Source organism: Calothrix sp. UHCC 0171, assembly GCF_034931845.1.
In the GTDB taxonomy this organism is placed as follows: Bacteria; Cyanobacteriota; Cyanobacteriia; order Cyanobacteriales; family Nostocaceae; genus Brunnivagina.
This window is the reverse complement of record NZ_JAYGHN010000032.1, coordinates 46858-72128: the sequence shown is the minus strand read 5'-3', so window position 1 is coordinate 72128 and position 25271 is coordinate 46858. Positions and strand designations below refer to the sequence as shown.

At 42.4% G+C, this 25271-nt stretch carries 28 protein-coding genes and 1 pseudogene; 17 read left to right on the top strand and 12 right to left on the bottom strand.

Annotated elements, in window-relative coordinates:
- Nucleotides 1-568 (top strand): class I SAM-dependent methyltransferase (locus VB733_RS20915; protein WP_323341987.1); only part of this gene is annotated, 568 nt, incomplete at its 5' end.
- A 284-nt stretch (nucleotides 569-852) separates the two neighbouring features.
- Nucleotides 853-1620 carry a class I SAM-dependent methyltransferase gene (locus VB733_RS20910; RefSeq protein ID WP_323341986.1) on the top strand — a complete coding sequence of 256 codons (768 nt, stop codon included), beginning with the start codon at nucleotides 853-855 and terminating at the stop codon, nucleotides 1618-1620.
- A gap of 170 nt (nucleotides 1621-1790) precedes the next feature.
- On the opposite strand, the gene VB733_RS20905 is transcribed toward VB733_RS20910, so the two are convergent.
- From VB733_RS20905 to VB733_RS20885, 5 genes are all read right to left on the bottom strand, one after another.
- The gene (locus VB733_RS20905; RefSeq protein WP_323341985.1) at nucleotides 1791-2657 is read right to left on the bottom strand and encodes a CoB--CoM heterodisulfide reductase iron-sulfur subunit B family protein; all 867 of its coding nucleotides are present in this window, start codon (nucleotides 2655-2657) and stop codon (nucleotides 1791-1793) included.
- The gene (locus VB733_RS20900; protein ID WP_323341984.1) at nucleotides 2654-3235 is read right to left on the bottom strand and encodes a 4Fe-4S dicluster domain-containing protein; all 582 of its coding nucleotides are present in this window, start codon (nucleotides 3233-3235) and stop codon (nucleotides 2654-2656) included. Before VB733_RS20900 ends, VB733_RS20905 begins: the two co-directional genes overlap by 4 nt.
- A gap of 19 nt (nucleotides 3236-3254) precedes the next feature.
- Nucleotides 3255-4319, bottom strand: a complete 1065-nt coding sequence (locus VB733_RS20895) for an FAD-dependent oxidoreductase (protein ID WP_323341989.1) — start codon at nucleotides 4317-4319, stop codon at nucleotides 3255-3257.
- A 79-nt stretch (nucleotides 4320-4398) separates the two neighbouring features.
- Nucleotides 4399-5445, bottom strand: coding sequence for a heterodisulfide reductase-related iron-sulfur binding cluster (locus VB733_RS20890; protein ID WP_323341983.1), 1047 nt, complete (start codon nucleotides 5443-5445; stop codon nucleotides 4399-4401).
- A 2-nt stretch (nucleotides 5446-5447) separates the two neighbouring features.
- Nucleotides 5448-6155, bottom strand: a complete 708-nt coding sequence (locus tag VB733_RS20885) for a 4Fe-4S dicluster domain-containing protein (RefSeq protein ID WP_323341982.1) — start codon at nucleotides 6153-6155, stop codon at nucleotides 5448-5450.
- 300 nt (nucleotides 6156-6455) lie between these two features.
- On the opposite strand from VB733_RS20885, the gene VB733_RS20880 reads away from it, so the two are divergent.
- From VB733_RS20880 to VB733_RS20870, 3 genes are read left to right on the top strand one after another with little or no spacing between them, the layout of a single operon-like run.
- A complete protein-coding gene (locus VB733_RS20880) occupies nucleotides 6456-7148 on the top strand; it encodes an MBL fold metallo-hydrolase (RefSeq protein WP_323341981.1) in 693 nt (230 codons plus the stop codon).
- A gap of 53 nt (nucleotides 7149-7201) precedes the next feature.
- A complete protein-coding gene (locus VB733_RS20875; RefSeq protein WP_323341980.1) occupies nucleotides 7202-7747 on the top strand; it encodes a rhodanese-like domain-containing protein in 546 nt (181 codons plus the stop codon).
- On the top strand, nucleotides 7744-8589 hold the full coding sequence (locus VB733_RS20870) for a sulfite exporter TauE/SafE family protein (protein WP_323341979.1): 846 nt from the start codon (nucleotides 7744-7746) through the stop codon (nucleotides 8587-8589). Before VB733_RS20875 ends, VB733_RS20870 begins: the two co-directional genes overlap by 4 nt.
- A 9-nt stretch (nucleotides 8590-8598) precedes the next feature.
- On the opposite strand, the gene VB733_RS20865 is transcribed toward VB733_RS20870, so the two are convergent.
- From VB733_RS20865 to VB733_RS20840, 6 genes and pseudogenes are all read right to left on the bottom strand, one after another.
- Nucleotides 8599-9471 carry a damage-control phosphatase ARMT1 family protein gene (locus VB733_RS20865; protein WP_323341978.1) on the bottom strand — a complete coding sequence of 291 codons (873 nt, stop codon included), beginning with the start codon at nucleotides 9469-9471 and terminating at the stop codon, nucleotides 8599-8601.
- Between the two features lie 144 nt (nucleotides 9472-9615).
- Entirely contained in the window at nucleotides 9616-10101 is a 486-nt protein-coding gene (locus VB733_RS20860; protein ID WP_323341977.1) for a DUF4079 domain-containing protein, read from the bottom strand.
- A 72-nt stretch (nucleotides 10102-10173) separates the two neighbouring features.
- On the bottom strand, nucleotides 10174-10653 hold the full coding sequence (locus tag VB733_RS20855; protein ID WP_323341976.1) for a DUF3122 domain-containing protein: 480 nt from the start codon (nucleotides 10651-10653) through the stop codon (nucleotides 10174-10176).
- Between the two features lie 78 nt (nucleotides 10654-10731).
- A complete protein-coding gene (locus tag VB733_RS20850) occupies nucleotides 10732-11316 on the bottom strand; it encodes a DUF3365 domain-containing protein (protein WP_323341975.1) in 585 nt (194 codons plus the stop codon).
- A gap of 130 nt (nucleotides 11317-11446) precedes the next feature.
- Nucleotides 11447-12340: pseudogene (locus VB733_RS20845) on the bottom strand (alpha/beta fold hydrolase).
- 34 nt (nucleotides 12341-12374) lie between these two features.
- Entirely contained in the window at nucleotides 12375-12731 is a 357-nt protein-coding gene (locus VB733_RS20840; RefSeq protein WP_323341974.1) for a hypothetical protein, read from the bottom strand.
- 650 nt (nucleotides 12732-13381) lie between these two features.
- On the opposite strand from VB733_RS20840, the gene VB733_RS20835 reads away from it, so the two are divergent.
- The 12 genes from VB733_RS20835 (at nucleotide 13382) to VB733_RS20780 (ending at nucleotide 22352) form a co-directional block, all read left to right on the top strand.
- Nucleotides 13382-13594: a DUF2892 domain-containing protein gene (locus VB733_RS20835; protein WP_323341973.1), complete on the top strand. Its 213-nt coding sequence runs from the start codon at nucleotides 13382-13384 to the stop codon at nucleotides 13592-13594.
- A 35-nt stretch (nucleotides 13595-13629) separates the two neighbouring features.
- A complete protein-coding gene (gene petC, locus VB733_RS20830; RefSeq protein WP_323341972.1) occupies nucleotides 13630-14166 on the top strand; it encodes a cytochrome b6-f complex iron-sulfur subunit in 537 nt (178 codons plus the stop codon).
- Between the two features lie 87 nt (nucleotides 14167-14253).
- The gene (locus VB733_RS20825) at nucleotides 14254-14619 is read left to right on the top strand and encodes a NifB/NifX family molybdenum-iron cluster-binding protein (protein WP_323341971.1); all 366 of its coding nucleotides are present in this window, start codon (nucleotides 14254-14256) and stop codon (nucleotides 14617-14619) included.
- A 112-nt stretch (nucleotides 14620-14731) separates the two neighbouring features.
- Entirely contained in the window at nucleotides 14732-15232 is a 501-nt protein-coding gene (locus tag VB733_RS20820) for a rhodanese-like domain-containing protein (protein WP_323341970.1), read from the top strand.
- 40 nt (nucleotides 15233-15272) lie between these two features.
- The gene (locus VB733_RS20815) at nucleotides 15273-17909 is read left to right on the top strand and encodes a sigma 54-interacting transcriptional regulator (protein ID WP_323341969.1); all 2637 of its coding nucleotides are present in this window, start codon (nucleotides 15273-15275) and stop codon (nucleotides 17907-17909) included.
- A 41-nt stretch (nucleotides 17910-17950) separates the two neighbouring features.
- A complete protein-coding gene (gene cysK / locus VB733_RS20810; RefSeq protein ID WP_323341968.1) occupies nucleotides 17951-18892 on the top strand; it encodes a cysteine synthase A in 942 nt (313 codons plus the stop codon).
- Between the two features lie 11 nt (nucleotides 18893-18903).
- Nucleotides 18904-19443 (top strand): NUDIX hydrolase, encoded by a 540-nt coding sequence (locus VB733_RS20805; RefSeq protein ID WP_323341967.1) that lies wholly within the window; start codon nucleotides 18904-18906, stop codon nucleotides 19441-19443.
- A gap of 289 nt (nucleotides 19444-19732) precedes the next feature.
- Entirely contained in the window at nucleotides 19733-20134 is a 402-nt protein-coding gene (locus tag VB733_RS20800; protein WP_323341966.1) for a heavy metal-responsive transcriptional regulator, read from the top strand.
- Nucleotides 20135-20229: 95 nt separating this feature from the next.
- Complete coding sequence (locus tag VB733_RS20795; RefSeq protein WP_323341965.1) at nucleotides 20230-20679, top strand: beta-lactamase hydrolase domain-containing protein; 450 nt, start codon at nucleotides 20230-20232, stop codon at nucleotides 20677-20679.
- Nucleotides 20680-20713: 34 nt separating this feature from the next.
- Entirely contained in the window at nucleotides 20714-20956 is a 243-nt protein-coding gene (locus VB733_RS20790; protein ID WP_323341964.1) for a thioredoxin family protein, read from the top strand.
- Between the two features lie 12 nt (nucleotides 20957-20968).
- Nucleotides 20969-21967: a permease gene (locus tag VB733_RS20785; protein WP_323341963.1), complete on the top strand. Its 999-nt coding sequence runs from the start codon at nucleotides 20969-20971 to the stop codon at nucleotides 21965-21967.
- 160 nt (nucleotides 21968-22127) lie between these two features.
- A complete protein-coding gene (locus VB733_RS20780; RefSeq protein WP_323341962.1) occupies nucleotides 22128-22352 on the top strand; it encodes a hypothetical protein in 225 nt (74 codons plus the stop codon).
- Between the two features lie 122 nt (nucleotides 22353-22474).
- Here the strand turns inward: VB733_RS20780 and VB733_RS20775 are convergent, their stop codons facing one another.
- Complete coding sequence (locus VB733_RS20775) at nucleotides 22475-25123, bottom strand: TonB-dependent receptor domain-containing protein (protein ID WP_323341961.1); 2649 nt, start codon at nucleotides 25121-25123, stop codon at nucleotides 22475-22477.
- Nucleotides 25124-25271: the final 148 nt, after the last annotated feature.

Below are 25271 nucleotides of genomic sequence, written 5' to 3'. Positions count from 1 at the left end.
TCAAACAGAATATATCTTTGGCAAAAATCCCAATGATTTTCTTAGAGAAGTGATTCAACAAATCCCCAAGGGTTTGGTGCTGTGTTTAGCCGAAGGAGAAGGTAGAAATGCCGTTTATTTAGCACAGCAGGGATGTCGAGTGACAGCTGTCGATGCTTCTTGTGTTGGCTTAGAAAAAGCCCAGAAATTAGCAGCAGAGCGTTCTGTAGAGATAGAAACCATCGTCGCAGATTTGGCTAATTTTTCAATTCAACCAAATTCTTGGGATGCGATCGTCTCTATTTTTTGTCACTTACCACCGAGCCTGCGCGCAAATATCCATCGACAAGTGGTTTCTGGATTGCGATCGGGTGGTGTGTTTGTACTGGAAGCGTATACACCCCGTCAACTAGAATTCAAAACGGGAGGTCCACCCAATGCCGATTTAATGATGGAGCTGACAACCCTCCAGCAAGAACTGGATGGGTTAGAGTTTAAACAGTCCGCAGAAGTTGAGCGAGAAATTCAGGAAGGATTGTTTCATCAGGGACATAGTGCTGTCGTGCAATTACTGGCTGTGAAAGCATAATTAGCGCAGTGGAGACGATGGGAGGATGAGAAAATAATGAAATTACGAAACATCTCATCCTGCCCTCTTGCTTTAGTTATTTAAAGAACGAGAAGATAAAGAATGGGTTTTAGTAGATTGTTTATCATTCGTTGTGATGCAGAATCGAGGAATTACTGATGCACTGCTGATACCCATTTTCATCAGTCAGGGTTTCAAGCATTATTGAGAAATTAAGCGATCGCACAATCGGCTCACTCAATAATAGTTAATTAAACGGCATAAAGGAAACATCAAGGAGTAAGATGATGAAAAAACAATGGTATGAATCTCTTTTTGAAAATTACGGGTTGAAATATGATAATGAAAATTTCATACAGGGTACTGTTGGTGAATGCAATTTCATTGAAAGGGAGATAAATTTTGATAAATCATTAAAAATATTAGACGTTGGATGCGGAACTGGCAGACATACAATTGAATTATCAAATAGGGGATATGATGTTACTGGGATTGACCTATCAGAAGCTCAACTTACTAGAGCGAAGCAAAAAGCAGAAAGTTACAATTTAAAGATTGATTTTCAGAAACAAGATGCAAGAAGTCTTTCATTTAACAATGAATTTGATGTTGCAATCATGCTTTGTGAAGGTGGATTTCCATTGATGGAAACAGATGAAATGAATTATGAAATACTCAATTGTGTGACAAAAGCACTCAAAGAGAATGGTAAATTGATATTTACAACTTTAAATGGATTATTCCCACTGTATAATTCTGTTGAAAATTTTTGCGCTTCAACAACAAAAGAAGGCAATGCCGCATATCGAAGCAATACATTTGATTTCATGACATTTCGAGACTACAATGTTACGGAATTTGAAGACGACTCTGGAAATAAAAAGACTCTTGAATGCAATGAAAGATATTACGTTCCCAGTGAAATTACTTGGTTGTTAAAGTCCCTCGGATATAAAGAAATTAATATATTTGCAGCAAAGCTTGGAGCATTTTCTAGAAATGACAAGTTGACAACCGAAGATTTTGAAATGCTGGTTATCGCTGAAAAATAACTATGAAACAAAAGCGCGATCGCGCAAATTTTATCCAGCATCAGCAAGAAAATTCAGGCTGTGGATATAATCGGAGTCATACAATTTCACCTTGCCAAAATTGATCTAGGCTATTATTTTGGCAAAGTTATTGATAATACCTCATACATACACGCCTCTCTTTTTATCAATCACATCCCCAACTTCCTCAAAATTCCCTTTGTGGAAACAATATGCTTATCCATCCCCAATTTTCCAGGCTTAATCCCCAACGCTAACCCGATTAACTCAGTAATATAAATCACAGGCAAATTATAACTAATCTCGTATTTCTTCTCAATATCAGGCTGTCTCAACTCCAAATTAGTAGAACACAAAGGACAAGCGAGGACAATACAATCTGCACCCAGGGATTTAGCCTCATCCAATAGTCGTTTTGTCAATTCAAAAGCAACATCTTCCTTAGGGACTAAAATTGGTCCACCACAGCATTTTGTTTTGGAACGAAAATCTACCACTTCTGCACCGCAAGTCTCTGCTAATCTATCCATCGACATCGGGAACACTGGGGAATCCCATCCGGTGATATCTGCGGGTCTAGTTAACAGACAGCCATAGTAACAGGCTACTTTTAAACCTGTGAGGGGTTTCTTGATTTGACTGGAGATATCCAAGTCATTGACTAATACATCCACTACATTTCTAACTTTTATTTGCTTTTCAGGTACAGACATGCCCATATCTGCCAGAATATTGGTGATTTTCTGCCGTTCTTGCTGATTTCCTAACGCTTTCGCTGCTTTAGCTGACTTGTTATAACAACCTGAACAAGCTGCTAGTAAATCCATATTTTGATTTTGGGCTAAAACTACATTTCTTGCAGCTAAAGCCATCCCTACATCATGGGACACACCCCCAGCGACGGAACCCCCACAACAAGACCAATCGTCAAGTTCTTCTAGTTCAATTCCCAATTTTTGCATTACCACTTTTGTGGATAAATCAAATTCCTTGGCTGTGGTATGCAAACTACATCCTGGATAGTAAGAATATTTCATGGTTGGTTTGCCTTTGCTAGTGCTTGAATGAATTTTTGCGGGTCTTTGACTTGGGCTGGTAAGGGGGATAATTTACCTCGGAGGGCTAACTTTATACCTAGTTTGGTTTGTTCACGGATTGCAGAGATGCCACCATATTTATGCATTAATTCCGGTTCAAATAAAATACCCCGTTTTTCGATTAACTCCACAAATATCTGATTAAACCTGGTAGAGTCATTGTTGATACCTTGTTGAATTGCGATCGCCTTTACTGCTTCAATCACATCCGATGGACGAACCCCACGGGGACAGCGAGAGGTACAAATTTGACAGGAAGTACATAACCACAGGCTGTTACTTTGCAGTACCTTTTCCCATTCCCCCCGTTGCACCATTAACACCAGACTCCGAGGTAAAATATCCATCAAATCGGCATTCGTACAACCACCGCTACAAGTGCCACATTGCATACAAGCCTTAATCGCCGCACTCTCCCCACCCTCCGCCAGAACCTTATCCATAAAGGCTCGGTTCATTTTGTCGCCATCTACTTGGCGGTCTGTTTTAATACCAAAAAAACATTTTTTAACTGCCATTATCTTATCCCTCACGGAACTAGAATATTAAATTACCCACTAACTGACCATTGCTGACATGAATCCGGTTCATATTGGCGAGAAAACCAGCAATTTCCGCCGCCGCAGACCGTCCATCGGTGATAGACTCGACAATAGCCTTGGGACCTGTAGCTGTACCTGCTAGGAAAATACCTTCCCTTGCAGAAGCATTATTAGAATATTGTTGATGGGCAGTAGTATAGAAGCGATCGCACCCCACAGATAAACCTGCAACTTCAGATAATTCGGAATTACCTACCATCCCCACCATCAATACCAACATATCTACCGTTAAGCGCATTGGTTTACCAATCAAAGTATCTTCCACCCGCAGCAATAATCTACTGTCGGGTTTCTCGTTTGCTTCCGAAAGCCGTCCCCGGATAAATTGGATACCATAGTCTTCCTGGGATCTTCTATACAGTTCCTCGTAACCGCGACCAAACACCCGAATATCCATGTATAAACAGTAAATCTCGCAATTCGGGATTTGCTCTTTGATTTCCATTGCCTGCTTAATTGTATTTGTACAGCAGACGCGAGAGCAGTAATTATTGTTTACCTTCTCATCCCGTGAACCGACACAGTGAATCATTGCCACTTTCTTTAGGGTTTCACCCGATGCTGTTTTGACGCAGTAATGCTTTAACATCGCATCTAATTCGATAGAAGTAATCGAATTATCGTAAATACCATAGCCATACTCTTCCTTTAAAGCCGCATCAAAAGGCTTAAATCCCGTCGCCACCAAAATCGCCGCCGCTTCAATTCTCTCACCTGTAGATATAATTACTTGGAAATCAGGCGCAGAACCTGTAATACTTGTGACCGTCGCCCCCTTTATCACCTGCGTTCCATTTAACTCCCCCTTCAGCTTACCGATAATCTCCGAGGCATCAGTAAAATCAGGAAAAACTTTATACCAATTCTTGACATTTCCCCCCAACTCCTCAGCCTTGTCAATCAACACCACATCATACCCAAATGCTCTCAGTTTCCCAGCAGCAGCCATCCCCGCAACACCACCACCAATCACTACAATATTCTTAGCCATTGTCCTTATCCTTACTAATAATATTTCTTGTGGTTTACAGTCAGCACTTCAGTACTGCGAACAGGGTTAAAACCCTGACTACAAACTCTTAAAAAGGTCTTCTTCTTTCTTCCGCAGACTTCGACCTGTCATAAGGAATACCAATCATATCCAACAAAGGCTCAATCGCCACTGCTTTGGCATTCAATCCACAATCCTTAAATGGGTCATAACCCAACAACAATCCCGTTAATTGAGCATAGTCAAGAATACTGACATTAAACTCCTCTTCTAACACCTCCTTAATCGTTCCCTGTTCTGCATCTAGGAACACCGTACAACCAGGACAATTGGTGAGAATCAACTTACAATCGGGGTGTGTCTCCTGCAAACTCTTCATCTTTTTATACACACTCCCCGCCGTATAATCGCGATTTTCCGGAAATGCACATTGCCGAAACCCCATCCCACAACAATGTCTGCGTTCCGGATAATCTACCACCTCCGCCCCAAAGGCTTCTAACATCCCCACCAATACTTGGGGAAACTCCGCCCCACCCATCGCATGATCGGGGAAAATCTTGGCATAATGACAACCGACATGATCCGTCGCTTTGATTCCCTTTAGACTATATTTCGCTTTCGCAGCTAGTTTGTGACGATTAGCAAAGAAGACATCGGAAGCATGAACTACCGAGGGTTTACCGCCGGAAACATGGGGAATCCAGAATTCTCTCCCGGTGGTTTCCTTCAACGTTTTTTTCGTATATTCCCGTAATTCTGGTTCTTCTTCCCATAGCTTAATTACTTCTGTATAGTTAGCAAAGGAAGTGACGCAGAAAGAAAACAAATTATCCACACCCAATTCATGATGAGCCACTGAAAAATTTCTCGCAGCCATCACCATTTGAGTCTCTAGGTTAGACACATCACCGTGATAACCAATCGCCCCACAGGATGTATGACCTGGTGCTTCACGCAAGTCCATACCCAAGTCATTTTTCAAGATTTTATAGGCAATCCCTTCCGTGTAGGGTGCAGCACTTTGAAGGAAACAACTACGAAAACACCCCCAAACCTTACCACCTGGTTCATCAACTGTGGGTACGTGTTTCTGGTGTTTTTCCCAAGCCTTTGCTTTTCCTGCTAACTTCATTTTTATTCTTCCTCTTTAATGTCGTAATTTCTGCTATCGCCAGTTTCTAACCAGGTTTGCCAATATTTCTCGACTTCAGCCTTACTCCCCAGTTTCTTTTCCATACCTTGTTCCACCGCATCCATCAAAGAAACTGCTCCGGTGGTTTGATAAATTGCTCTTACTTCCTCCATATCTGCTTCGGGAACGACTCGATGGGAACCAGCACTATTTTCCAAATTCATCGGTACTCCCCACCATTCCCGCATCTCTGCCATGTGTTCGTAATAGTATTCCCAATTCTCCCCTAATTCGGGAAAGTGAGCCGGAGTAATATTTTCTGCCAAGAGAGTATAACCCCGCTTCAACATATTTTCTCCAAACACCCGTTTAGCAATTAATTGCTGTCTGCCTTTTTCCGAATCAGCAAAGTAACCATGACGAATTGCCAAACGACGCAATGCTAAAATCACCGAAGCCGTACTATTACCCCTTGGACAGCGAGTCTTACAGGAAAAACACTGTCCGCAATACCAAATCTTGTCTGATTTGAGCAATTCCTCAATCAGTTCATCGTCTTCCGACTGCACCGTGTTCATGACTTCCCTAGGGGAATAATCATTAAATTCTGCTGCGGGACAAACTGCGGTACACACACCACAGTTGAGACAAGCATTCATCCCATGTTGATACAATATATCTTTTTTTAGCTCGTTAAATAATTTACCCATAGATAAATCCCCTCAATCGCTATGGTTGCAATCCCTACCACAATCGTGAATAATTCTGTCTTATATCTCATATAATCATACAGTAATATGATAGTCAAGTAAAGTTTTGCGAAGAAGTGGGTGAGTGCTGAAAGGAGGAAATTGTGTATGTCGCGAAAAGAACAATAATAAAGTGTTCGTAAACATCTCAATTCTTGAGGAGGTGAAAACATTACAGCGAAGGGAGTAGACATTTAGCAAATATTACCATATAGTAATATTATTGTTTAATCTGCATAATTCTCTCTGGAGTTAACCATCATGTTATTCCGCCAGCTTTTCGATCCAGAAACAAGTACATATACTTATCTAATTGCTGATTCAGAAACTAAAACTGCGATTTTGGTTGATCCGGTATTAGAACAGGTGGAACGCGATCGCACCATGCTCAAAGAATTAGGACTAACCTTAAAATACTGTTTAGAAACCCATATCCATGCAGATCACATTACTGGAACTGCAAAGCTACGGGAAGCTACAGGCTGTTTGGGAATTGTACCGGAGAATGCCCAAGCGGTATGTGCAGACAGTTTGATGAAGGATGGGGAAATCTTAGAAATGGGAAGCGTGAGGGTAGAAGCGATCGCAACTCCCGGTCATACTGATAGTCATAATGCCTATTTAGTTAACGGTACTCACCTACTGACAGGAGATTCGTTGTTAATTCGTGGTTGTGGACGCACTGATTTTCAAAGTGGGAATGCAGGGATGATGTATGATGCGATCGCGCAACGGTTATTTAGATTACCTGACGAAACCTTAGTTTATCCCGGTCATGATTATCGCGGTCACACAGTTTCCACTATTGGCGAAGAAAAACAGTGGAATCCCCGGTTTGTGGGACATAACCGTGATGAATTTATCCAATTGATGGCAAATCTCAATTTACCACATCCCAAAAAGATTATGGAAGCAGTACCTGCTAACCAGCGATGCGGTAGCCTTGCTGCGTAACACACAAAAACTCTACCTATCTCTGCGTTTAAAAATCCTCAATATAAACATCTATGACTACTTCTCCCTTGAAAAAATTACAAATCGTTAATGCTCAAACTTTGAGAACATTACTAGAGCAACAAAATGTGACACTCATTGATGTCCGGGAGCCTGGTGAGTATGCAGGGGAACATATTCCCGGAGCTAGATTAGTTTCCCTTTCCCAATTCGATCCCCGCAAAATTCCCCAAGATGAGGATACCCAGTTAGTTCTCTACTGTCGTTCCGGGAACCGCTCCACAATAGCTGCTCAAAAGCTTTTTGAGCATGGATTTACCAAAGTAAACCACCTAGAAGGGGGTATGGGTGCTTGGAAAGCAGCAGGTTATCCGACCAAAATTAATCAAAATGCTCCTATTAGTTTAATGCGACAGGTGCAAATTGTCGCTGGCTCTCTGGTATTTATCGGCACATTATTAGGAGCATTTGTTTCTTCTTGGTTCCTGCTTCTCAGTGGTTTCGTGGGTGCAGGCTTAATGTTTGCGGGAATCACAGATACTTGTGCGTTAGGGATGCTACTAGCAAAACTGCCTTATAATCAACGGAGTCGGATATGACTTGGATAATCGGGCATTTGCTAGCTGCTTGTATTGGAATTACCTTGGGTTTGATTGGTGGTGGAGGTTCAGTATTAGCGCTACCAATTCTAGTTTACGTCATGGGTATACCTCCAAAATCTGCGATCGCCATGACTTTGGTAATTGTCGGTACTGTGAGCTTATTGGGGGTAATTCCCCACTGGCGAGCCAAGAATGTGAATTTTAAGACTGCACTGATCTTTGGTTCGGCAACGATGGTGGGGGCATTTGTGGGGGCAAAAATTGCTACCCTACCAATAGTTACGGAAACCTTTCAAATGATGCTGTTTGCAATCATGATGTTGGTGGCTGCGGTGTTTATGATTCGCCGTAGCTCCAAGCCTGTGGCAGCAGATGATACACTGGCATTCTATCCCCCACCTGTCTGCAAGTATTGCTGGTTGTGGTTAATGACTGAAGGTTTAGCGGTTGGAGTGCTAACTGGGTTAGTTGGTGTTGGTGGTGGATTTGCGATCGTTCCCGCTTTGGTACTGTTAGGAAATGTACCTATGAAACAAGCGATTGGGACATCCTTATTAATTATTGTATTTAATTCAGTTGCAGGTTTTTTGGGTTATTTGGGACATGTTTCTTTAAATTGGAACTTGATGTTCTCTTTTATTGTGGCTGCAAGTATCGGAACAATTTTCGGTGCGTACTTAGCTGAATTTGTGCCAGCTAGTAGACTTCAGAAAAGTTTTGGTTATTTTTTGCTTGCAGTTGCGGCTTTAGTTTTGGTACAGAATCATCAGCGTCCCCAGTCTTCGCGGGTGGAGAATCATAGCACTGCAAGGATAATACAGCGTCATTCTAGGGTTTAGCTCCGGTAATCACAACCCATTACCTGAACTAAGGCTTGATTGTACCAACATTTGCATACCTATAGGTTGATTAACGAGATCAGCGATCACAGCACATTTGACCTTGAATAAGAAAAAGATATTGCCTGGTTCATTGCTGAGAGTCTCAAAATTCCCCTGACCCTTAGCAATAATTAAGTCGGCATCGGCAAAGCAACGGCGGAATTCCTGACGACAATCATTTAAGATGGTACCTGGAGCATCTGAACCATTGTCGATAACCTTAACAATTTTATCAAGCCCCACCGTTCGCGCATCAGCAAGGGTGGCATCATTGATTACAGGACTACCTCGCACGACGAACGTCACCCGCTCTGGCGAAATTTGTTCAACCAGAAGTTGATCGAAAGCGATTTCGCCTGCATTATCAGCCAGATACAAGATTGATTTTGCTTTGGCGATCGCCTGACGAAACCTGTCCTGTTCTCCGAAAAATGGCTCTATCAGGGCTTGATTCAAAGCCTGTCGCACATCCGCCTCTGTAAGATTTCCATTACTGCCCATATCAATGACATTTCCGGCGATCGCTAGACGGGTTGCCATCAATAACGGATCATTGGCAGACTCGACTTCAGCCCTAAGTGCAGGTATCAATTCCATAGCTATTCGATTTTGCCAGTCTTTTATATCACGGTAAGGATCATTTGCCCCTGTGATCTCCCGCAACTGGCGATGGATACGTTGCGCCATCGCCGGAGCCGATTGATTTAAATCCATCTCTCCAGCCCAACTAAGAACATCACGGATGATTTGTTCATGAACAGATGGATTAGTAGAAACCAACCTAGCTGCATCCAGAGATTGGCGCAAGATGCAGGGAATACAATCTAATGAGGTCTTCATTGGGATATCTCCAACAGATAAAGCTTTTGAATTGATGTGATGCCCTGATCAGATTTGCCTCTCCTCACTTGGCGATCGGCTCCGGTAGGCGGTTACGCCATCGCAGATTGATAAAGATTTATATCGGTATCCAATAAAACTTTCTCACGCTGCACCATTCTTCATCATTTGGCTCACAATCTTTTGCACAATTTGCACCCCTGTCACAGCTTGACAGCCAAACAATCCCAACAGAATAAAGTTCAGCGAAACGTGGACGCTGCGAACCCAGTCATGCTTCTGCATAAACGGAACCAACGCCGCAGAAGTAGAAATCAGCCCCACCATCCCTAAGCCAGCAAACAGATGGGGTCCAATCACAATCTTGCCATTATTGAGGTAGGTAACAATGATTCCCCCGATCGCCCCCATGACCATCAACGCCAGAAGAATGGAGCCAATTTGGTGATGTCGGATGGCGAACCGACCCTTTACCAGTTCTTTCTTGATATCGCCATCCGCCAGCCTCGTCCGTCGGACTTGCACACCCAGGTACATGGCATAGAGTGCAACCACCAGCAAGATCCACATAGTAACAGGGTGAAAAAAGCTGAGATAGGGCTTGAGAACTGCTAAAATTTCTGAACTCATGATGTTTATCTCCAACGTATTTGTATATCTTGAAATCGATTTATTGCTTTATAGTTATCTAGTTGCAGAAGATTACTTTTGAACAGTCAGCGATCGCCACTCTTCAACCACATCAGGAGAGACATTGAGGATGATCTCTGGCTGTCCGAGAGTTGCAAGGGTGAGTCGTAGCGGAATCGCTAACTCTAGCTGCATCAAGATCGGTTGTAAATCATACTGTCCGACATCAGGTTCTATCTGGGTTTTATCCATAAACATATCGTGAGATACATCTGCGGCGGTCAACGTTTTGCCCATCGAATCGGTGAGCGTTAACGGCTGCGAATGATCGATTTCTGCGGTTCCTGGGAACCCAACGAGACGCAAGTAGATCACGGCTGTGTCATCGGGACGAATACGCTTGAAGGCGATCGCTTGCCAACTATTGCCCTGTTGATCCTTGAGCGTTTGGCGAGACTGGTAGACCATCTGCCCTGGAGCTTCTTCTAACTGTCGAATGGCAGCCTGAGATGGAGCGATCGCCAAATTAATCGTTAGCGCCCAGACTAGCATTCCGAGTATGAAGGTTGATCCGATAAAACGTAAAACAGTTTTCATTGGCACTATTCTTTGACTTAATTGGGATCATCATTAATTGACAGCATTTTGAATCGCTTTTTGGATATCATCGGGAATGAAAACGGCATACATACCGCGCAAGTCGCCAACCTGGAAGTTATACGCTAAATCTTGAGGGTAGCCATCTTTGACAAACTGCGGGCGGTGGTCTTTCAAACCATGACAGGCAAGACAACTAGCTTCCACATTAATGCGGCGGTAGTAGCGTGTTCCTGTCTGTTGATTCAGGGTTTCTCGATCCCAAAAACCAATCAAGTCCGGCTCTTGGTTGAATTTTGCCAACGCAATTTGGTCGTGCAAGTTGCCTGGGGCGTGGTCTGGATTGCGATATTTTTTAGCAATCTGTTTGACCTGCCAGCTATTCTCTTGGCTGAGTTGGATAGCTCGCATTCCGACCGGACGGCAGACTTCTTTCATGGTTTGCATCGTGGGTACTTCGGTACTCCCTTCCAGGGAAGAAGCTAGCCCAGAGCGCATGGCATCCAGAGATTCAATTTCTTGGACAGCCTGTACCAATTCGTTAGGATGAGGAATGACTGGAGCGGCTAAGGCATTCGCTGGACTCCAACTGAACGGCAGCAGGCTGACACCGATCATCAGTACAAGGCTTAGAGCATATTGAGATAACTTGTGCATCGGTTCTTGCTCCTGAAATAAGTTGATTGAATGGAACACGTTATATCAGGTCTAGTTCGGTATCTATCGTCACCTCCGGCTAGTTAACCCCTTATTCCAGTAAGGGCAATATTTGGCGAATAAGCCCGATCGTCACCGCAGGTTGCTCTAGCTGAGGCGTAAATCCCACATCGTCCAAATAGTAAAAGCGACGAATGGCTTGAGGATTCATTTGAGTCAGTTTACGACCGATATCAGGGCTAGTAAACTCACTGCCTTTGCCCCAAATCATGGCAGTGGGAACCGTCAACTTTGTGATGTATTGAGACAAGTCAAAGCACAAATCTCCCCGTACAAATGAAAGTGCCGCGTACTCCGCGTTGGGGCGTTGAGCCGATTGGAGATACGCCTCAACAATTTCAGGATAAATTCGGGCTGCATCAGCAAACTGGCGTTGCTCTAAAAAGCTACGAATGCCAAAGCTGTTTGCCACGCCTGTACCGTAAAGTAGTTGATTGAGAAAAGGGATATTCACCGACTGAGCAAACTGGGCAAAACCGCTACGGCGATAGTCTTGCCCAAACTCAGCTAAACCAGCGGCGGTCGTGACAATTAATGACTTGAATAATTCAGGGCGTTCGATCGCGGCACGAATTGTGAATGCCGCCGTTAAGGCTGAGGCAATGACAGTCGTGGGAACAGGACAGGTCTGCTCCATAAATTCTGTGATGATTGCGATGTAATCTTCGGCTGTGTAGCTGCGGGTAGGATGATCCGATCACCCCCAGCCAATCAAATCGGGTGCCAAGATTTGATACTCTGCGGCGAAAGCTGGATAAACTTTTGACCATTCGTAAGCGGAGGAACCCCCACCAAAGCCGTGCAGAAAGACTAATGTTTCTTTTGATCTACATTCATCCCACGGTTCTTCTTGAGCCGTGTAATAAACCATTCTGCCTAGTTTAGTTGTGATCGAGCATTCACTAAAACCGCGAGGTATAAACATCATTTCCCTATCCTGGTTAAATTTCTTGCGTGCGCTAAATCAAGCCAGGACCTTTGTGTCGCCAATCATGTTCTGTAGTCAGTTTACCGTCCTCATCCTCAGACAATTCCTGCAACTGGTGGGCATATTCTGCTTTTTCCTGTGCTGCTTGCTCTTGCCTATCGCCAGGAACATTGATGTACATTTCTGGCTCGATCGCGTAGTTATTGAGCAAGCCTTCTTTATCTACCGTGTAGCCTGCTGTTGCTTGGCTTGATGTGCCGTCAGCTTCTTCATGAGAGGTATGACCAAAGTCCTTACCTTCTCTATGCTGACGTGCGACAGATTCAGCCGGAATGATGTGCTTATCATATTGCGGTATAGAATCTTGGGAATCATCTTGGGTACTCATTTCAATAGCCCTCTGTAGTTTTTTCGTTTTTTCTTCAATATTTTTGGCGACTGCTATTAGTCTGACAACCGATTAGTTGATTTCTTGTATGAATTGAACTAATTGATTAACTTCGATGTAAAACGTAATAAAAATAGGTTACTCGTAACAATATCTTCGCCAAATTTCTGAGTGATGACGTAGTATCAAAGCTTGTAGAAACAAGATTTTTTCGTATGAGTGATATAGCCTTTATCAGTTCCAGGTAATTTAAAAACTGTGTCCGGTATTCCCGCACAGTATTTTACGTTGAAATCCTTAATATATAAGCACTCTAAAGTCGTAGCCTAACAGATAAAACCGATATTAGTTTTACCTGAAAACCTTGACAGCAAAAAGGTTTTTGCCATTCATACTTTTGGCAAAGGTATTGAAACCCGTTTAAATCGTTCAGCGTTTTTCCAACCTAACTTAAAAATAGCCAAACTGGGAGTGAAAAACATCCTCCTAAAGATACTGTTAAAACATCCTCATAAAGACACTTATTATTATATAACTAATTGGTTATGCTGTGAAGGCAAGTTACAAAAAATTGCGATCGCCTTGAGAGTTGCTTTTTATAGCCGTGCAACAAGGTTTTTGCAATCCGCTCAATATTGGAGATTTCAGCCATGAAAACGAATGTGGGTTCAATCGATCGCCTGATCCGCTTGCTTTTGGCTTCGGCGTTGTTTTATCTAGGATTGTTTCCTTACAGTGGCTCTGCTTTAGGCATTGGGCTAGTCGTTGCGGGTGGTGTATTGCTGGTAACGGGTTTAGTAGGATTTTGCGGTCTTTATAGCCTCCTGGGAATTCGTACCAGCCAGCCCAACGAGCAACTTTAAAGGGATTCACTCATCAACACTTAAGGAGATCCTTCATGGACATTAGTATTCCAATCGAAAGTCCATCCTTATCAAGGCGGCAGCTACTTAACTTTATTACCGGAGCAACTGTTGCTGCCGTTGCGGGTGCTGCGCTCTATCCTGCTGGCAAATTCTTTATTGCTCCAGTAGAAAAAACAGGGGCAGGAGGAGCCATTATTGCTAAAGATGTGTTGGGGAACCCAATCCCAGCCACACAAATTTTGGCAGAAATGCCAGGAAGTCGTGCGCTGGTTGCAGGTCTGGGCGGTGAACCCACTTACTTAATCGTTAAGGAAGATCACACCCTAGACAACATTGGAATACTTGATAATTGTACCCATTTAGGCTGTACCTTTCCCTGGAATCCAAACGATCAACAGTTCCAATGCCCCTGTCACGGTTCTCGCTATGCGCCAGACGGAACTGTAGTAAGGGGACCGGCTCCCCTCCCTCTCAAAATCTTCCATGTTGCCGTCATCGACAATAGCATTTTGATCTCACCCTGGACAGAAACCGATCCACGGACTGGGGAAAAGCCTTGGTGGGTCTAACAATTCCAAATCGCCAATCAACCCTCTCAAACTCAACCAATCAGAAAGCTCATGAAAATTGCTGTTTCTAGCCAAAACCAGACTAATGTGACTGCCCACCTTGGGCGTTGCCAGAAATTCTGGGTCTACGACGTGGACGACACCACCATTCAAAACAAGCAGGTGTTACAACTCACCAAAGACCAGAGTTTTCATGAGAGTTCCCCGAAAGACTCTCATCCACTAGATACAGTGCAAGTCCTGATTAGCGGCAGTATGGGACGTGGGTTAGCACGTCGCCTGGAATCTAAGGGGATTCAGCCCGTCATTACCTCTGAAACTAACCCAGATACGGCTATAACGGCATATCTTGCAGGTTCTCTGGTGGTTAGCACGCCAGGAGATCATGCCCATGACCATGAAGCGGGAAATGACCATGAGGGTGAGTGTGGGTGCAATCAGGAAACAATCTAGGGGGGAATTAGTTGGGTTTGCCCTCATCCACTTATTTGCGGCATTTTTAGCACAGGGAATTAGACTGTTTTCGTTTTAACCATCAAGGATAATCACAAAGAAATATTAAGCAATGAAAATCAGACATTTTTCAACTGTAATTTTATTGAGTTTTTACGTACTAATTTATACATTTTTTGGTGTTTATGACGCATCAGCTTTAGCATCCCCCTTGTCACAAACCCAGAAAATCGCAGTGGTATCTACTTCCGATGTTGATCTGAAAATAGCAGTAGATAGTTATCTCAAATCCATCCCTGGAGACTATTATACGGTAGGGAAAGTGGAAGGGTTGAAACAGTTGCTCAAACAAGATAAAGTTTTTTTAGTGGATGTGAGAGAGCCTTCTGAGTACGCATCAGGTCATATTGGTGACGCTATCAATATTCCCCTGCGGACATTGACTCAAAACCTCGACAAGATTCCCGAAAAACAGCCTGTAGTAGTTTACTGTTCCTCTGGTTATCGTTCCGCAATGGCAGTCATGTCTTTACACCTGTTGGGCTATGAGAATGTGCGAGGTTTCCCACCCAGTATGAATGGCTGGAAAGCAGCAAATCAAGATAATTCGTAATACTCGCTATACGGGAAATACAATAACTAGGAATGTAGTAATGAAAACTAGTCAGGTGCAACTACTACCTCTACAACCCGTCATCAATGGGGAGTTACAAAGTAACGAACAAGCAGTTTTAGAATGTGCTGACTGGTTGAGTTTTCATAGAGTTTGGGGACAATTGCGTCAAGAGGTAATTAATGCGATCGCTCAATCTCTGCAAACTATAAAAGTAGAAGCAGATACCGAAATTTATCGCCAGGATTTAAAACCTGTGGGCTTGTATCTACTGAAATGGGGTTCGGTAGAGATTTATCGTCAATCCCGTATAAGTAAAACCCACATTACCTATCGCAATGCAGGTGATGTTTTTGGCTATGTGCCATTAGTAGAACAACAGGCGAATGCCACCTATCGTGCTGGTGCGATCGCGCTTTCTAAAAGCGAAATTTGGTTTCTCGGACGGGATAATTTTCTCCAACTCCAAGGTAATTATCCAGAGATTCAAGGTGTTATCAATAACTTTCTTGCCCAAGACTTAACCAATTTTGCCCAACGCATAGCTAAAGAAGGAGCCAGGATTCAGGGGCTACAAAGTTATATTCAGCCAGTACCAATGGGCGAATCAATCATTGGTGAGAGTAAAGCCAGTCAAAAACTACAACAACAAGTTAAACAAGCAGTAGCTGATTTAAAGCCTGTGATTTTGCAAGCACCACAGGGTAGCGGTAAAACCTTTATTGCTGGGTTCATTCATGCCCATTCAGGGTTACACAATCGACCCTTTGCAGAAATTGATCTAGCTCAGTTACCCCGTGATGAAGCGGGTTTAATTAATACAGATAGCATCTTTGGCAAAGCAGACCAACCGGGTATAATTGAACTCCTGGAAAGAGGTACATTGTTGATTGATAACGTTCAATTATTGCAGAAAAAAGAACGCGATCGCCTAATTGATTATCTAAAAACTGGTAAACTACAAACCAACGTAGAAAATTCACCCCCCCTCTCTTCTTGGGTACGTCTAATCCTCGCTAGTCCCAGTAAAATTAGTTTGAATGATGTAGAAGCCCATCAAATCAAGCTGTTTCCCCTCCCCCAACGCAAACAGGACATCCCGGATTTTGCTGCATATTTCTTAAATAAATTCTGTTGGGAAAGCAGACGAACTCTTCTAGAACTCAATCAAGCTGGTATCCGTCGCTTAATTAGTTACGACTATCCAGCCAACTTAGTGGAACTCGAAAGCATTCTTAAACGTGCTGTCGTCATGACACCCCCGGAAGAATCCGTAATTCCAGAACAAGTATTATGGTCAGTGGAATCGAAAAAAAATGCCTTTCGAGTCGATTTACTCAACCAAATACCCTGGTTACGCCGATTTCTCCTAAGTAAATGGTGGCCTGAACGCTTCTGGATAATGATGATGGCGATTTTCATCCCTGTCACCATTATGGGCTATCTTGGACCCCAAACCAGAGATGCCAGCGTGACTCTGAACTTTTTTTGGGCATGGTGGTGGCCCTTTTACCTGTTATTATTTCCCATTGCAGGTCGCCTGTGGTGTGCTGTCTGTCCGTTTATGATTACTGGGGAATGGCTGCGAAAAATATCTCTGTGGATTTACCCCCGCAAATTATTACCTTGGCCTACAAAATGGTTAAATAAATGGGGTGCTTGGCTACTCTGGGCTGGTTTTGTCGCCATTTACCTATGGGAAAAACTCTGGGATTTACCCCATACTCCTTATCTTTCAGCCTCGTTATTATTAATCATCACTGGTGGAGCGGTAATTGGTAGCATAATTTATGAGCGTCGCTTGTGGTGTCGCTATCTTTGTCCCATTGGTGGTATGAATGGGATGTTTGCCAAACTGTCGATGGTGGAATTGCGTTCAACTCAGCAAGTGTGTGGCAGTCAGTGTAGTACATTTCCTTGTTACAAAGGTAGTATTGATCCTAGCCCAGTAAACTTTGCTGATGCTCTCCCCACGGAAGGACAAGCTACAGATGGGTGTCCCCTCTACTCTCATCCTGCACAATTAAAGGATAATCGAGATTGTGTTTTATGTATGACTTGTTTAAAGGCTTGTCCCAATCGTTCTGTGCAGATTAATTTGCGTTTTCCTGGGACTGATTTATTAGAAAATCATCAAGGTTTCTGGGCGGAAGCTGCTTTAATGTTGTTGCTATTCGGTGGAGTGTTTATGCACTATTCCTACCGAATTTTGGGTTGGTTTAGCTTTGGAGATATTCTTCTTGATTCTGAGCATTTACTAACTGCTATACCCGTGGTGACAATATTATTAACTATTCCCTTTGTTACCACTTATTTCACCCACAAAATTGCCAGGACTATTGACCAGGAAATGCCAGATTATCTGACTGTAATCTACGCTTACTTGCCAATGACTCTAGCAGCAAATTTGGCTTATTACATCCCTTCTGCAATTACGGAAGCGGGAAAAATTATTCCTGTAATTGCTCGAACTATTGGATACAGTGGTGTAGGTTTACCTACCCTAACTTGGAGTATGGATGTGGCAGCTTTTTTACAAGGTGTAACTCTGTTATCTATCCTCTTCTTCAGCATTTATCCTTTAGTCAAAATCACCAAACGTCCATTTCTTAGTAACCTACCTCATATATTGTTAATGTTTGGGTTTATTGTCGTATTTTTCCAACTCATGTTTTAGAATATGCAGATTAAAAATCTCATTAACAAACTATAAAATTTATGCCAATTTATAACAATATAACCGAAACCATCGGTCACACTCCCTTAGTAAAGCTACAAAAATTACCTAAAAGCGCAGGCTGCGTCGCTAATATCGCCTTAAAATTGGAAGGGATGAATCCTGCTAAATCGGTCAAAGACCGCATTGCTACCAGTATGATTACTGAGGCAGAAAAAGCTGGTTTAATACAGCCAGGAGTTTCTACCATTATCGAAGCGACTTCTGGTAATACTGGTATTGGTTTAGCAATGGTTTGTGCAGCCAAAGGATACCGCTTAATCCTCACAATGCCAGAAAATATGAGCCGGGAACGTCAGCAAATTATTCAGGCTTATGGTGCTGAGGTTGTCACCACACCCGAAGCGGAAGACATGGCTGGTGCTATATCCCACGCTAACGAACTGTTAGCCAGTATCCCTAATACCTTTTCTCCCCAACAATTCAGCAATCCTGCTAACCCGAAAATTCACTACCACACTACCGGACCAGAAATTTGGCAGGATACAGAGGGACAGATTGCAGTATTTGTAGTTGGGGTGGGAACAGGGGGAACTTTGACGGGTGCTGGACGCTATTTGAAACAGCAAAATCCCCAAATTCGGATTATCGCAGTTGAACCTGCTACCAGTGCCATCCTCAGTCATGATTCCCCCGGATTACACAATATCCAAGGTATTGGTGCAGGCTTTGTTCCGGATGTGCTGCGGGTGGATTTAATCGATGAAATTATTACCGTGACTGATGAACAGGCTTATGAAATAGGTCGTCAACTTGCCCGTAAGGAGGGGATTCTTAGTGGTATTTCTACAGGGGCAGTTTTGTATGCATCATTACAAGTCGGAGGCAGACCCGAATATCGGGATAAATTGATTGTGGCTGTTCAAGCAAGTGCAGGGGAACGATATCTCAGTACCCCGATGTGGGATGAATACAATGATTAAACAGATGAATTATGAATACAGGTTGGCAAACTCAGGACAGATTCTTGGAATTGCACTCCCAGTGGTTGACAGTAATTGGCGAACATCTCCAGGATGAAACAGGACAAATCCTGGAATATTGGCGAGTGGAAAAAGCAGACTCGGTAATTATTTTACCAATTCACAACCAACAGTTAATTTTACTACCACCAACCTATCGTCCAGGACTAGGACAAAAAACCCTCGATTTCCCTGGTGGAAGGGTTCCAGAAGGTGAACAAGCTGTGACAGTAGTACCCAAAGTTATTCAACGAGAATTAGGAATTCCAGCAGAAACGATTTCCCAACTGACTCCTTTAAATTCTCAGGGTTGGGCTGTAAATAGCTCTTTCTCGAATCAGAAGTTGTTTGGTTTTGTTGCTGAATTACAACCCACTGTACAGATTCCTGCAAACTTTATCGGAGCAATTTATCCGATTAATCATGATAGTATCGCATCTTTACTTAATACATTGATTTGCTTGCAATGTCGGGCTATGTTATTAGAGTGGTGGTTTGAGCTAACACAATGAGATGTGTCCAAATAAGCTGAGGAGTTAGTTCGCGGAAAAGTAAAAAGTGCTACGTATTTATCTGCGAGTGAAGTTGTAAGGAATAATTGGCACATTGGTTGCTATGGCAGCTCTTTTTTTACCTGCGACTGTACTCATGCTTTTCATCTCCCACTATTATCAAAGCCAAAAACTTATGTTTAGGAATTTAAAGCAGGTTAATTCAACAAATCTTAACTTCTAACTCTTGACCTTATATCTCAGTATAGGATTTAGCATTAGTTTACTAAATTCCTGTGGAGTTCTATCAATGTTCAAAATGGGCGAAATCTCCCGTATTTTAGGAATCAATCCCCAAACGCTGTATTTTTACGAGCGCATTGGATTAATTCCACCTCCCCAGCGTACTGAAGCGGGATATCGACTTTTTAGCCAGTTAGATGTAGATCGACTAGCCTTTATTACCCGTGCCAAGTCTTTAGGGCTTAGTTTGGATGATATCAAGGAGATTCTATCGTTAAAGGAAGGGAAATTACTCACCTGTAACGCTGTTTATGAACGACTCAGCCAAAAAGTTCAGGAAATTGAGGAAAATATTCACCAATTGCGATCGCTTCATGATGAGCTAGTACCTTTAATGGAGCAATGCAAAACCAACTTTAACCATCCCGATCCCACTTATCAATGTATTATTCTTGACGCAGAACTGTAAAAAACTAAATATTTTCCGAAACCCCTTGACCTTATACATGGGTATAGAGTTTATATTGAAATCTATCAAGATTATTCTCTATTGAGTGCGCCATTATGTTCCAAACCATCACCAATACCCTAGCCATTGGTTATATTGCTGAGTCTGAAGCTTTGCAAGAAATTGCTCAAAAAGGCTACAAGACTGTTATTGATTTGTGTCCTGCGGCTGAAGGAAATCAGCTTGATGCGTCAATGGTGAAAGAACAAGCTTTGGAATATGTCAGTGTTCCGGTTTCAGCCAAAAACTTGACCGTCGAAACACTAGAAGCCTTTAAACAAGCAGTGAAAGCATCCCCCCAACCGATTTATACTCGCTGTGCTTCTGGATTAAGGGCGGGAGTATTTACCTTATTGGTATTGGCAGAACAAGAAGGCTGGACAGAGGCGCAATATCTTGAGAAATTTCAGGCTTTAGGAATTGCTCAGAAGCCAAACTGTCCTCTAGGAAGTTTTGCTCATACTTACTTTGATAAAAACAAAAAAGAGAATCTGGCAGTTAACTAAACTGAATTAGAGAATACAAAAAAGGAGTTATGTCATGAATGCTATCAAGATTGAAATTTTGGGTACAGGCTGCAAAAAGTGCCAACAGCTAGAAGCAAATGCGAAAGAAGCTGTAGCAAATCTCAATTTAACTGCTGAAGTTTCACATATTACCGACCCAATCGAAATTGCTAAACGAGGTGTGATGTCTACTCCCGCTATGACAATCAATGGCAAAGTTGTCAGCAAAGGTCAAGTCATCAGTGCCGAACAAATTCAGCCCTTATTGCAGCGTTAAACAGGCAAAGTTATGTTTGATCCATTTTATCCATTTGATTGGTTGGCAACTCAGATTGTCACTCAACTCTTGGGCTTGTCGATTTCATCGCATTTAGGTTCAAGTCTGCACTTCTTTCTTTATGATGTGCCAAAAGTCTTAACATTACTGATTGTAATTAGCTTTATTGTTGGGACATTTCAAAGCTTTTTAGAACCAGAGCGTGTTCGCTCTTTGCTAGAAGGAAAGCGCACTTTTGCAGGAAATATTTTGGCGGCAATGGTAGGAATAGTTACACCATTCTGTTCTTGCTCTGCGGTTCCTTTGTTTATCGGCTTTTTGGAAGCAGGTGTACCTTTAGGCGTAACCTTTTCTTATCTGATGGCAGCGCCAATGGTAAATGAGGTTGCTGTTATCCTTCTCTGGGGATTGTTTGGGTTGAAGGTGACGCTGATCTACATCAGCTTTGGCGTGGGTTTAGCGATCGCCTCTGGATACATCATCGGACTCCTGAGATTAGAAAAATGGGTAGAACCATTTGTTTGGGAACTGCAAAAATCTCATCAAGAAATACCTCTAGAAGGGGAAGACAACCTAGAACTAATGGCGTTAAACTGGGGACAAAGATTTGAGCAAGGAAGGTTCCAATCCAGCGAAATTGTGCGATCGGTGTGGCTTTACGTGGTGATTGGAATTGCTATCGGTGCAGGGATTCATGGTTATGTGCCGACAGATTTTATTGTTAAATATGCAGGTGCGAATAATCCTTTTGCAGTGCTGATCGCGGTAATTTTAGGTGTTCCACTCTATGCAAATATTGCGGGTGTAATGCCAATTACTGAAGCTTTGGTAAATAAAGGAATGCCTATGGGTACAGTTTTAGCTTTCACAATGGCAGTAACAGCACTATCTCTTCCCGAAATAGTGATTCTCAAAAAAGTGCTGCGACCACAACTTTTAGCCGTATTTGTTGGGTTAATGACCATTGGCATTATCAGCATCGGCTACATATTCAACGCCATAATTAATTGACTTGCTCCCTTGCAATTGCAAAATATATAATATTTAAGAAATCAATTCAGACCATATTGGTAGGATTTGCTATGTGTTTTTGCCTCTTGATTGGTGTTGGGCAAAACCCTAGAACACCAGTCCAGTAAAAATACTTGACCAAAAACACAAAATATGTAAGTTGTTAAAATCGAGATCAGCTAATCAGCATTTAAGTTGCATAAAGCCAGGGCTGTTCGCGGAGCCTTCCCGTAGGGTAGCCCTGACTACAAGCGAATCAGTCTGGAAAAATGAATGGCAATTAGCTCAGATATATAAAGGTTTGGGTAATAGCGTGCGGGTGAGAGAGCGATTGGGCAAAGCCCACGCTTTGCGATCGCAAAAATTATCCTCACCGACGAAGTAACCGCTCAATAATTCGGGGTAAATCACTCGGCGACAAGCCTCAAATGACGTAAAATCGTTCCCTAACTGATAGTCCGCCCCGATTTATTGAGCAGATACCCGACGAAGATACTTCACAAGCGCTTATAAACTCGTCCTCAACTGAATTCCAAAGGTAAAAGGGTCGCCAAATCCCACGGTTCCGACTGGGGGTGGGAATAAAAACCCCGATGTAATATAACGAGTATCAAACAAATTATTAGCATATAAATAAACGCCAGTTTTTTCCCATTCATAACCGATTCTGGCATTGACAACTGCATAGGGGTCTTGTTTAATTTGGTTGTCGTCGTCAAAATAAGTTAAACCATACCCACGCAACTCTGCACGGGCAAATATACCACCAGGAGTACGATATTGAGTAGCTAAATTATAGGTAAATTGAGGTGCTAGGGGAACTCGATTATCACTTAAATCTACACCAGTATCAGTATTCAAATAATTTTTATATCTACTGTCTACATAACCAATTGAAGCAATCAAATCGAGTCCTTTTGTGGGTTTTGCATTCAGTTCAAATTCAACCCCAGTTGCTTGAAGATCAGCATTGCTGACACGTCCAAAAAATCCACTTTCATCAAATTGTAATACTTGATAGTTATTTACATCGTTGTGAAAGAATGACAGATTTGCCAACAAACGATTATCTAACCAAGCAGATTTTAATCCTACTTCATAACTCCAAGTTTTTTCTTCACCAAACCTCAGTGTGGATTCACTATTAGCACGATAGTTCAATCCACTTGGTCTATAACCTTTGGCAATAGTTGCATACGCCATTAAATTGGGATTGAATTGATATTTCAAACCAAAGCGAGGAATAAATTCATCACTACTAGCTTTTTCATCTTTAAATGCTGGACGTAGTGGATTTAAACTACCATTGACAGCAACTGACTCATAGGTGCTATCGGAATATGCTGTACTCGATTCGTAGCGCAAACCCGCAAATACTGTTAAAGGAGCGATCGGTTTATAATCTACCTGTCCAAATACTGCATAGGTTTGACGGGTATCGTCTCCAGTCCTTCTAAATGTCCCAAATCCAAAAAACTCCGTCCGAGCATCATCAACAATAAAATCACGAGACTCATAGTAAGCACCTAATAACCATTGAAAACGATCAGCAGTTTCCGGTGATTGTAACCGTAATTCTTGAGTCCACAGAGTTGAGTTAATACCATCAATATACTGTACGCCTGTATCTCCAGGGACGACGTTTTCCTGAGTTGTAAAGCGACGTGCGGTGATAGATGTTGCCCGGAAAGCATCACCGTTGTAGCCAATTTTCAAAGATTGCGTATTTGTACTCAGCTTATTGAAACCTTCTACCTGTAAATTGACTTTGAAGGGGTCGGGTGCATCGCCTCGGTTATAAGTAGGATTACCGTCGTCTGTAAAAGCGTTGTAACTATTAAAACTTACCTTCCATTGATCTGATGGTGTCCAAAGCAACTGCGCTCTAGCTGCTGTACGCGATCGCTCTCCAATTATGTTACCTGTAGCAAGATTTTCGATAAACCCATCCTGGGATTTGTGAAACCCAGAAATTCGCAATGCTAGTTTATCCTTTACTAATGCATCGTTGAGAGAAAATTGCAATTCACGGCTATTGTATTTACCGTAACCAAGAGCAAATTTCACTTCTGGGTCTGGAGTTGCTTCACGGGAGATAATATTGACTACCCCAGCGGAACTATTACGCCCGTAAAGAGTACTTTGGGAACCTCGCAGCACTTCTACCCTTTCTAAATCTGCCAAAGCTAGGTCTAAAAAGCCATTGTAGTCAAAGGGAACATCATCTATATAAAAAGCAACACTATCTTGAGCAGTCAGGAAATTCTGGTTATTCAAACCCCGGATACTGTAGTAACTAAATTCCGTGCCACCCGCAGATGTGGGGAAAAAGTTAAAGTTTGGTGTTTGATTGGCAATATCAATCAAAGAATCTATTTGAGAGTCTTCAATTTGTTGTCGGGGAATCACAGTCAAACTGAAGGGTACATCCTGTGCATCTTCCGGTCTTTTTTGAGCAGTAACGGTAAGTTCGATGTCTGCTTTCTCTGGTGAAGATAAACTTAAAGTTAAACCGTTGGCTGTATTCCTGACTTGTGCATTTGGTAAGCTAGAAGTTCCAGTCACCATCACTCGAACTTTGTTATTTGATTCAATTTGGGTAACTGTAATTGCTGCGATCCCCTCTGCTGGTTTGTCTACACGAAACTCTTTTCCTTCAGGTAAAGCTAAAACTGCATTATTGATGTCTGCAATATATGTATTCCCATCATTGATAGTATCCGTAACTTGTAGCGTACCGTTTGGTGTTTCTAAAATGACTTCCACGCCATCAGGTGTTTCTTTAAGTCTGACTGCTGTGATTTGGGTATTTGCTAAATTATTTTCTGGTGTTTGTTCTGACTGTACTAATAAATCCTTGGCTATTGTGCTGGGAAGTTGGATATCACTTAATTGGGAAACATTCTCTAGTGATGTTTGCTGATGTGATGTAAGTGGGAAGCTTGCGTGATGAGAGTTGTTTACATTGGTCTCTTTACCAACGAAATTTAAACTGGTGTCATTAACTGTTTTTTCAAATGATGCTTGACTGATTTCTGCTAAGACACTTGGAGATGCAAGTAAATATACTGTGCTGACAACACCAATGCGTACACTAATATACACAAAATCATTAAATTTCAAAGCATCTTCTCCTACACCACTTGAAAACCACACAAATAGCCAAAACTCAGAGTGCAACAGCAAATGATGCGCCCATAAGTATCTGAATAATTCTTTACTGAAACTCCTTCAGTATGTCAAAAGACAGCCTGTCATATAATCTAGCGTTCTAACTGATTCCTTCTGCCCTCTACCTTTCTTC